Here is an 8,362-nt window from a genome sequence, read left to right on the forward strand (position 1 = left end):
CTTGGTGATTTCCCCCACTCCCCACACTTCCCACACTTCCCACACTTCCCACACTCCCTAAATCTACGGAACTAAACGCACAAACTTGTTCTTACCCACTTGCAGCACTCGTCCGTGTAATTCACGAGGTTCGGCAAAAGTGGTATCAACATCAGTAATGCGATCGCCATCCAAGCGTACACCACCTTCTTGAATTTTCCGCCGTCCTTCGCCTGTACTTTTACACAAGCCACAAGCACCAAGTATAAAAGCCAACTTTGCTGGAAATTGGGGTACATTAGCAAGGGCAAATTCCGGAACAGCACCTTCCTTACCGCCACTTTTTGCTGCTTCTTTCGCTTCATTTGCAGCTTGTTCGCCGTGATATTGTTTAACTACTTCCCAAGCTAAAAGCATCTGGCGATCGCGCGGGTTTTCTGGCAATTTATCTAAAGGTAAATCTGTCAGCAGTTCAAAATACTGTGCCAGCAAATTATCAGGAACCCCTTGTAACTTCTGATATTTTTGTCCTGGGTGTTCCGACAACCCAACATAATTGCCCAGAGACTTCGACATTTTCTGTACGCCATCTGTACCAATTAAAATTGGTAACAGCACCCCAAATTGTGGCTTCTGTCCAAAATAACGTTGTAAATCTCGTCCTACAGCAATGTTAAACTTTTGGTCAGTTCCCCCAAGTTCTACATCAGCCTCAACAGCAACAGAATCATAGCCTTGCATCAACGGATAAAGGAACTCATGCAAGAAAATCGGATTCTCTTTTTTATAACGTTCAGCAAACCCTTCCTTGGCTAACATCTGTCCCACGGTCATCGTAGACAGTAACTCCAAAATCTTTCCTAAATTAAGCTGGGAAAGCCATTCGGAGTTATAACGCACCTCTAACCGTCCTGGTGTGTCAAAATCCAAAATAGGACGCACTTGGTCTAAGTAAGTCTGGGCATTTTGCGCCACATCAGCCTCTGTTAGCTGGCGACGCACCTCAGATTTCCCAGTCGGATCACCAATGCGAGCCGTAAAATCACCAATAATCAGGACTGCCGTATGACCAGCATCTTGAAACGCTCGCAGTTTTCTCACTGGTATGCTATGACCAAAGTGAATATCAGCACCCGTAGGGTCGATTCCCAATTTCACCCTCAAAGGTCTGTTACTATTTGCTAGACGCTGTTCTAAACTTTCAATTTCGCTATTAATATCAGTCGGTTGGGGGAATACTTCTACTATTCCACGATGCAGCCAAGAAAAATCTTGCGCCATAATAGGAGATTCGCTATTAACTACACTTTTTATCTGAGAAGTTAGGTTGGTTACATTCACTGGCAACTTGTCCGTTTTTTCATCTGCCAAACTAATATAATTGCAAAAAATTAACCACCTTGCTGCATTTCGATGAATTACAGTTAAATTTACAAGTGAGGAAGTGATATCACCGTGTCGTCTAGGACTCTTGAAAATAAGCAGCCACAACGTCGGCCTTCACCGGGTTTTGAGTTCTTGAAAGGCGTTGGTCAGATAACTGGCGGTACTTTGTTATCTATCACCATGCTGACAAGCTCTATTGTAGCTGGAGGGCTGGTAGGTTTAGCGATTAGTTTCCGCAATTTGCCCGATGTCAGACAACTGCGTAACTTTTTGCCTTCAGAAACAACTTATATTTATGACATTAAAGGTAAACTCCTGGCCAGCGTCCACGGGGAGGCTAACCGCGAAGTTGTACCATTAGATAGAATTTCACCTAATTTAAAACGAGCTGTACTCGCCAGTGAAGATGGACATTTTTACTATCATCACGGGATTAATCCTACAGGTATTGGGCGTGCCATTGTAGTTAACGCCGTTGCAGGTGGTGTTAAAGAAGGTGGTTCTACCATCACCATGCAGTTGGTGAAAAATTTGTTTTTGTCGCAAAAACGCGCCATTACTCGAAAATTAGCCGAGGCTGTCTTAGCAATTCGTTTAGAACAAATTCTTACCAAAGACCAAATTTTAGAAATGTACCTCAATCAAGTGTATTGGGGTCACAATAATTACGGTGTCCAAACAGCCGCCCGCAGTTACTTTGATAAGTCCGCCGAAACCTTAACCTTGGCAGAGTCGGCTATGATGGCGGGTTTAATTCAAGCCCCAGAAGAATTTAGCCCCTTTGCTAGTATGAAGCTGGCAAAACAAAAGCAAAAAGAAGTATTAGGGCGGATGCTGGATTTGAAGTGGATCACCCAGCAAGAATATGATGATGCGTTAAAGCAAGAAATTAAACTTGGTAGAATCAGGTCTTTCCAAGGTAGCGCCTTACCCTATGTTTCTAATACTGTATCTCAGGAATTAGCGAAAAAGTTTGGGCGTGACGCATTACTCAAAGGCGGGATGCGCGTCCAAACTACAGTTGATGCTAAATTCCAAATGATGGCAGAAGACACTGTTAAAAAATGGCATCAAACTCTTTTAAGCCAAGGGTTGTATAAGAATCAAATTGCTTTAGTAGCTATTGACCCACGTACCCATTTTATTAAAGCATTGGTGGGTGGTGTAGATCCCAAGGTGAGTGAGTTTAATCGCGCAACTCAAGCACTACGTCAACCAGGTTCTTCTTTTAAACCGTTTGTTTACTATGCTGCTTTTGCCACTGGTAAGTTTGGGCCAGACTCAACTGTCATTGATGCGCCAGTGAGTTACCGTGATGGTAATGGTTGGTATTATCCCAGGAACTATGATGGAACCTTTGGCGGGGCGATGTCGATTCGCAAGGCTTTATCAGTATCTCGGAATATCCCGGTGATTAAGCTGGGTAAGACTGTGGGGATGTCAAAAGTTATAGAAGTTTGCCGGACTTTGGGAATTATGAGTCCAATGGAACCTGTAACTTCCTTACCTTTAGGTGCAATTGGTGTGACACCTTTGGAAATGACTAGTGCTTATGCGACTTTTGCTAACTACGGTTGGCAATCTCCGCCAACAATTATTGCGCGGATTACTGATAGTAGTGGCAATGTATTGCTAGATAATACGCCTAAGCCTCAGCTAGTGCTTGACCCTTGGGCTTCAGCAGCAATCATCGATACTATGCGTTCAGTAATTACTGAAGGTACGGGGAAAAACGCCGCCATTGATCGCCCTGCGGCTGGCAAAACAGGGACAACATCTTCCGAAAAAGATATTTGGTTTGTCGGTACTGTACCCCAGCTAACTACTGCTGTTTGGGTAGGGAGAGACGATAACAGACAATTAGCTCATGGTGCTACTGGTGGTGTCATGGTAGCTCCCATCTGGAAGGACTTTATGACTAAAGCCCTCAAAGGCGTACCAGTAGAAAATTTCAAACCACCTTCCCAGTTCCCTCGTCCAAAAGGAAACTAGATTGCTACGCAGAAGTCAAAAGTCAAAAGTCAAAAAGCTTATATTAAAAGCTTTTTACTTGAAATGGTGTCTTGATTTCCGCCCTGTTGTACTAGCTTGAGAGTTTGGATTTTGGATGACTCAATCAGTCCAAAATCTAAAATCTCAAATCCAAAATCTTTAGGGTTGTTTTTCCAGTTCGGCTTTCATCCGTTCTAAAGTGAAGTTCATTTGATCAAACATCTGTTGCGGAGTGATGCCAAACTGACCAAGCTGAGTTTTTAATTGTTCTACTGTCATTTGTGCCATGAAATCCTCTGATAGCTCAAATCGCTTCATAAAGATGCGATAGCGATCCATCATGGCTTCCATTTGTTCAATAAACAGTTTTTTACCTTCGCGGTCAAACTTGCCATAACTATTACCAAGTTTAATGAGGGCTTGGTAATCTTCAAAAAGCTCTTTTGCTTCTTGCTGCACTATCTCAGAATCAAAGAATCCCATGTTGCTTATCTTTAACTGAGTACTGACACTCAGCAGCTTATAGTGATGCTTATATTTTTATTCTAGTCTAGGGGATGATTAGAGAAAAGAAACTTCGGTTAAAGTACGGTTTTTCACAGAGATTCCAACACTTGACTTTAGCGACTTTCTGTTAATGTGATGGTGTCATTAATCAGAGAGAAAAAACTTATGGGACTGTTTGACCAAATCCTCAGTGCGGTAGGTAATACCAATCAACTGGGGGGGATTATCAATACTGTACAACAACTGAGCGATCGCACTGGTGCCGATGCCTCGACTATCCAATCTGTTTTGGGCATTGTGGGAAATTATGTCCGCTCTTCTTTACAAGAAAAGCAAGCTACCAATGGCGAAGGCGAAGTCCAAGCTTTGGTAAACCAATATGCTGGTACTTCTCCTAATCCCCAAGCTGTAGATTCGCTGTTTTCTGGGGTGATGCAGCAGCAAGTGGCTGAGGCGGTTGCTCAACGTACTGGTTTAGATGCTGGGACTATTCAACAATTACTACCTTCAATAGTGCCAGTAGTGCTGAATTTTCTCCAATCGAGTGGGAGTGGTAGTAATTCTGTGTTAAATGCTTTTTTAGATGCAGATAAAGATGGCGATGTTGACATTGCTGATGCGATTCGCTTGGCTAGTCAGTATCTCGGTAGATAATCAAGTTAATTTGCGAATGTAATTTACCAATTTGGTTTTGCTTGTCAATATCCAAAACTAATCTTGTTTCAGACAATACTTTAGAGCTGTTGCCAAATACTCATACTGCTCTAAAGTATTGTAAATCTGTGCGGAAATCCTGATCAGCATTCCTGGTGATTCAGTCCAAGGAACCACTTGTACTTGAATACCAAATTGATCAAATAATTGATCATGTAGCCAAATATAACTTTGATTTGCCAAACTCACAGGCATTGGTACAACAGCCATTGAACCAATCATTTCTTCTGGACAAGGTGGTTGTACTTGTAGGGTTGTACAAAGTAACTGTCTCGCTTGGATAACTAGCTGATGATTGCGCTGCATTAATTCTATCCAACCACCAGGTAACAGCGAACCCATCAAAGCGATCGCTTCTGGTACACACATATAAGCTGTGGGATCATCTGTACCTGTCCAGTCAAATTCCAACTGAAAGCGGCTTTTATCTATGCGTGGTGAGTTAGCACCGTGGCTAATTGTCAGGGGATGAATTTCTGCTTGTTTATCCCGCCGCACATACAAAAATGCGGCTCCCTTGGGTGCAGAAAGCCATTTATGACAGTTCCCAGTATAGTAAGTTGCCCCAATTTCTTGCATATTTAAGGAAATCATTCCTGGTGCATGAGCGCCATCAATTAATGTCTCAACACTCCGCGCCTGTAATTCCTTGACTAGCTGCGCTATGGGAAAAATTAACCCTGTCTGGCTAGTTATATGGTCTAGTAATGCTAAACGAGTTTTAGGCGAAATTTGCTCTAATACGGCAGTAATTATTTGTTGTGGTGACTCCACAGGGAAAGGAATCTGCGCTACAACTACCCGCGCTCCCGTCCGACTCGTAATAAAGTTTAAAGCATTGCGACAAGCGTTGTATTCATGGTTAGTCGTCAGAATTTCGTCATCGGGGGCAAAATGCAAAGAACGCAACACTGAATTTACTCCAGTTGTCGCATTTGGAACAAATACTAAATCTTGCACATCAGCATGAATGAAAGCTGCCAACTGGCTGCGAGCATTGTCTAATAAAGGTTCCCACTTTCTGCCAAAAAAATTTACCGGGTCTTGTTCCAACTGCGATCGCAAACTCTGTTGCATTGCCAACACCACTTTTGGACAAGCACCATAAGAACCATGATTAAGAAAAACTACACTAGGGTCAAGAGTCCAAAGCTCTTGGTAAGATGAAGATTGAAGTTTGAAACCTAACTCTTCACACTTCATACTTTACCCTTCATACTTTTAAAACTCCCCAGACTGGATTCGAACCAGTGACCAATCGATTAACAGTCGATCGCTCTACCGCTGAGCTACTGAGGAACGCTGTCGCTCACAATTTCTAATAGTAGCGTAATCACTAAGAAATGGCAAGTACTTTCGCTAATTTTTTCTCAAGTCTCATTTTGTCCAATATTGTCACCCAAAACCCTGCCTGAAGGAAGATTAGAGACTTATGGATGTTGCGTTACTGTAATCCCATACGCAATGCAGCCAACTTCTGCCGAGCTTTATCATCAATGGCACTAGCCAAAAACCTGCTGTTAGATTTTTTGCGAGTTTGATATTTTTGACGGACTCGGCAAACTGTGGTTTCGACAGCACTACACAGTTGTTGTGCTGATAACCATTCCGCCCCGTATCCTTGTACTACTAATTGTTGCGCTCTGTCTGAGGTAGCCACAATCATCCGCGAAATTCGAGATGCAGTTATCTGCGATCGCAAGGAAGCACAAATTTTTTCGATGTAAGTATCTGCCGTTTGCCCAAAATCAGTGTAGTAAACAGAAACTAACTCTGTAATCACTTCTTTATTGCTAGAGGCGTTATGATATTGAGCATCGAAAACTACTTGAGTTTCGTAACCTTGAAAAGCACTGTAACCGATCATGGCTTCGACCAGTTCCCAACGTGCTGCTTCTAAACCAGCACTATCACGGGTTTTTTTCAGACAAGGCCAAGCGCCAATTATGTTGTAACCGTCCACCAACAGAACGGCTGGGACTGAGGAACGGGGCATGGTTTTTAATCACAATTTTCTAGAGTTAACACAATCCATTCATAACTTTTATAGTAATTGAAGCATTCGCTGTAACACTATGTTACAAAAGACCAAATAATGCGAAGAGATGGCAAAATTTATCTCGAAAAAGTTCTCAATCTCAGAAGTCAGTTACCAACAAAGAGAATTACTTAAATCAATTTAGAGGTGAAAAACCCCGTATTTGTAAGCATTTTGTCTGCTGATTGGTTGCTATACTAATTGCCTACAAATGTAAACGCGCCTCATTAAAGGCGCGTTAGAGATGTTAAAAATTATTGATGAATTAGGTTGAGCATTTAAGGTGATTCATCATTCACTTTCATCAATCGTTGTTTGAGGCGTTGAGGTTCACCCCAATCAACTAAAGAACCTTTATCGAGTAAAAAAGCCCCATCACAGTAATTCAACTCATCAAGGCGGTGAGTTACCCACAAGGCTGTAATACCGCGACTTTTGACTAGGCGGTGGACACCAGCCACTAAATCTAATTGGCTATCAGGGTCAAGTAAAGCTGTGGGTTCATCTAATAATAAGACTTCACAACAACGAGCGATCGCACCAGCAATCGCCACACGCTGTTTTTGTCCCCCACTCAAAGCATATATCGGGCGTAATTGCAGTTGCAGCAAATTCACCGCCCCTAAAGCTTCTTCAACCCTTGCTCTCACCATAGCAGGCGGCAATTTTTCTTCCACTAGTCCAAAAGCCACATCTGCGCCCACCGTTGGCATAACTAATTGATGATCAGGATTTTGGAACACAAAACCGACAGGAGGTAAAACACCAATTTCACCAGACTGGGGCTTTAATAGTCCCGCCAAGAGTCGGAGTAGAGTTGATTTGCCACTACCATTAGTACCCAAAAGCATCCAAAATTCACCTTTGGGAACCGCTAGAGAACAAGACTTGATAGCCGCCTCACCACTAGGCCAATTGAAATTTAAGTCTTTGACTTGAATGCCCACTTCCGCCATTGCTACACCTTACTCGCCTGCTAAGGCAAAAAAGCCAGGTGGTCTGCCACTGCTAGTGCTAACACCATCTTTCTGAATAATCTGTACCCCAGAAATTTCACTAGCACGAACAGCGATTTTTTTCTCTGTCTTACCTTCACACTTGAGTTCCACAATATCAGGATTGCCAGAACGCATCGCTGCCAAAATGAGTTGATAGACAGCCTCAGCATCTTCTGTTGACTTACGTTGAACTGATATGGGAAAGGCGGTGTTTCTTACACTTATGTCAATGGTAAACATTTAGGATTAATCAAACATATCTGTGGACTCATTTTAGCGTCCAAGAATGAGGGAGTGGGGAATAGGGAGTGGGGAGTGGGGAAAAATGTTTTTTTCATTCATACTCGGCGGCACACTGCCTATCGTCGGTATTAAATGAGAGTTGTTTAGAAAGTCAAAAATCTCCCCAAACCCTAATCACAACTCCCTAATCACCACTGACTCTTCCCCAAAAGATTAAATTTTACTGAGAATCCCCTGGAAAAATTAACGATTTTCACCTAGAATTATTAAAGTCAGTAAAAAATTGTAAACTGGATTGACAAACCAGTTAAAAATCTGCATTGAAGAGGCTGCTACAAAAGAGCCTGCAAGCAGAACTGTACTTATAAGAAAATATTTGGAGTTTCACTCTCATGACCATCGCAGTTGGACGCGCCCCAAGTAGAAGAGGGTGGTTTGACGTACTAGACGACTGGTTAAAGCGCGATCGCTTCGTATTCGTAGGTTGGTCAGGAATATTACTATT

General features: G+C 42.6%; 8 protein-coding genes, 1 tRNA gene and 1 pseudogene. 3 read left to right on the top strand and 7 right to left on the bottom strand.

Going from position 1 to position 8,362, the window contains the following annotated elements; translation table 11 throughout:
- Positions 1–63: 63 nt before the first annotated feature.
- On the bottom strand, positions 64–1,260 hold the full coding sequence (gene tyrS, locus H6G74_RS26345; protein ID WP_190970468.1) for a tyrosine--tRNA ligase: 1,197 nt from the start codon (positions 1,258–1,260) through the stop codon (positions 64–66).
- 174 nt (positions 1,261–1,434) lie between these two features.
- On the opposite strand from tyrS, the gene H6G74_RS26350 reads away from it, so the two are divergent.
- Complete coding sequence (locus H6G74_RS26350) at positions 1,435–3,357, top strand: transglycosylase domain-containing protein (protein WP_190591673.1); 1,923 nt, start codon at positions 1,435–1,437, stop codon at positions 3,355–3,357.
- 159 nt (positions 3,358–3,516) lie between these two features.
- Here H6G74_RS26350 and H6G74_RS26355 read toward each other — a convergent pair whose 3' ends face one another.
- Positions 3,517–3,840: a DUF1825 family protein gene (locus tag H6G74_RS26355; RefSeq protein ID WP_062292641.1), complete on the bottom strand. Its 324-nt coding sequence runs from the start codon at positions 3,838–3,840 to the stop codon at positions 3,517–3,519.
- A gap of 189 nt (positions 3,841–4,029) precedes the next feature.
- Here H6G74_RS26355 and H6G74_RS26360 point away from each other — a divergent pair, with 189 nt between their 5' ends.
- Positions 4,030–4,518: a DUF937 domain-containing protein gene (locus H6G74_RS26360; protein ID WP_190970459.1), complete on the top strand. Its 489-nt coding sequence runs from the start codon at positions 4,030–4,032 to the stop codon at positions 4,516–4,518.
- Between the two features lie 57 nt (positions 4,519–4,575).
- Here H6G74_RS26360 and H6G74_RS26365 read toward each other — a convergent pair whose 3' ends face one another.
- The 5 genes from H6G74_RS26365 to H6G74_RS26385 all read right to left on the bottom strand — a co-directional run bounded on the left by H6G74_RS26365 (position 4,576) and on the right by H6G74_RS26385 (position 7,854).
- Entirely contained in the window at positions 4,576–5,781 is a 1,206-nt protein-coding gene (locus H6G74_RS26365; RefSeq protein WP_190970460.1) for an aminotransferase class V-fold PLP-dependent enzyme, read from the bottom strand.
- A gap of 24 nt (positions 5,782–5,805) precedes the next feature.
- Positions 5,806–5,877, bottom strand: a tRNA-Asn gene (locus H6G74_RS26370).
- 145 nt (positions 5,878–6,022) lie between these two features.
- Positions 6,023–6,574, bottom strand: a complete 552-nt coding sequence (locus H6G74_RS26375; RefSeq protein ID WP_190970461.1) for an NYN domain-containing protein — start codon at positions 6,572–6,574, stop codon at positions 6,023–6,025.
- 320 nt (positions 6,575–6,894) lie between these two features.
- Positions 6,895–7,572 carry an ABC transporter ATP-binding protein gene (locus H6G74_RS26380; protein ID WP_190970462.1) on the bottom strand — a complete coding sequence of 226 codons (678 nt, stop codon included), beginning with the start codon at positions 7,570–7,572 and terminating at the stop codon, positions 6,895–6,897.
- Between the two features lie 9 nt (positions 7,573–7,581).
- On the bottom strand, positions 7,582–7,854 hold the full coding sequence (locus H6G74_RS26385; protein WP_190591678.1) for a hypothetical protein: 273 nt from the start codon (positions 7,852–7,854) through the stop codon (positions 7,582–7,584).
- 395 nt (positions 7,855–8,249) lie between these two features.
- On the opposite strand from H6G74_RS26385, the pseudogene H6G74_RS26390 reads away from it, so the two are divergent.
- Positions 8,250–8,362, top strand: a pseudogene (locus H6G74_RS26390) (photosystem II D2 protein (photosystem q(a) protein)); the annotation flags it as partial.

It is taken from the genome of Nostoc spongiaeforme FACHB-130 (assembly GCF_014698475.1).
In the GTDB taxonomy this organism is placed as follows: domain Bacteria; phylum Cyanobacteriota; class Cyanobacteriia; order Cyanobacteriales; family Nostocaceae; genus Nostoc_B; species Nostoc_B spongiaeforme.

Excerpts from the sequence above, each read along its gene's own strand:
- H6G74_RS26385 (WP_190591678.1), bottom strand. The coding sequence starts at position 7,854 with ATGTTTACCATTGACATAAGTGTAAGAAACACCGCCTTTCCCATATCA.
- H6G74_RS26380 (WP_190970462.1), bottom strand. The coding sequence starts at position 7,572 with ATGGCGGAAGTGGGCATTCAAGTCAAAGACTTAAATTTCAATTGGCCT.
- tyrS (WP_190970468.1), bottom strand. The coding sequence starts at position 1,260 with ATGGCGCAAGATTTTTCTTGGCTGCATCGTGGAATAGTAGAAGTATTC.
- H6G74_RS26355 (WP_062292641.1), bottom strand. The coding sequence starts at position 3,840 with ATGGGATTCTTTGATTCTGAGATAGTGCAGCAAGAAGCAAAAGAGCTT.
- H6G74_RS26360 (WP_190970459.1), top strand. The coding sequence starts at position 4,030 with ATGGGACTGTTTGACCAAATCCTCAGTGCGGTAGGTAATACCAATCAA.
- H6G74_RS26365 (WP_190970460.1), bottom strand. The coding sequence starts at position 5,781 with ATGAAGTGTGAAGAGTTAGGTTTCAAACTTCAATCTTCATCTTACCAA.
- H6G74_RS26375 (WP_190970461.1), bottom strand. The coding sequence starts at position 6,574 with ATGCCCCGTTCCTCAGTCCCAGCCGTTCTGTTGGTGGACGGTTACAAC.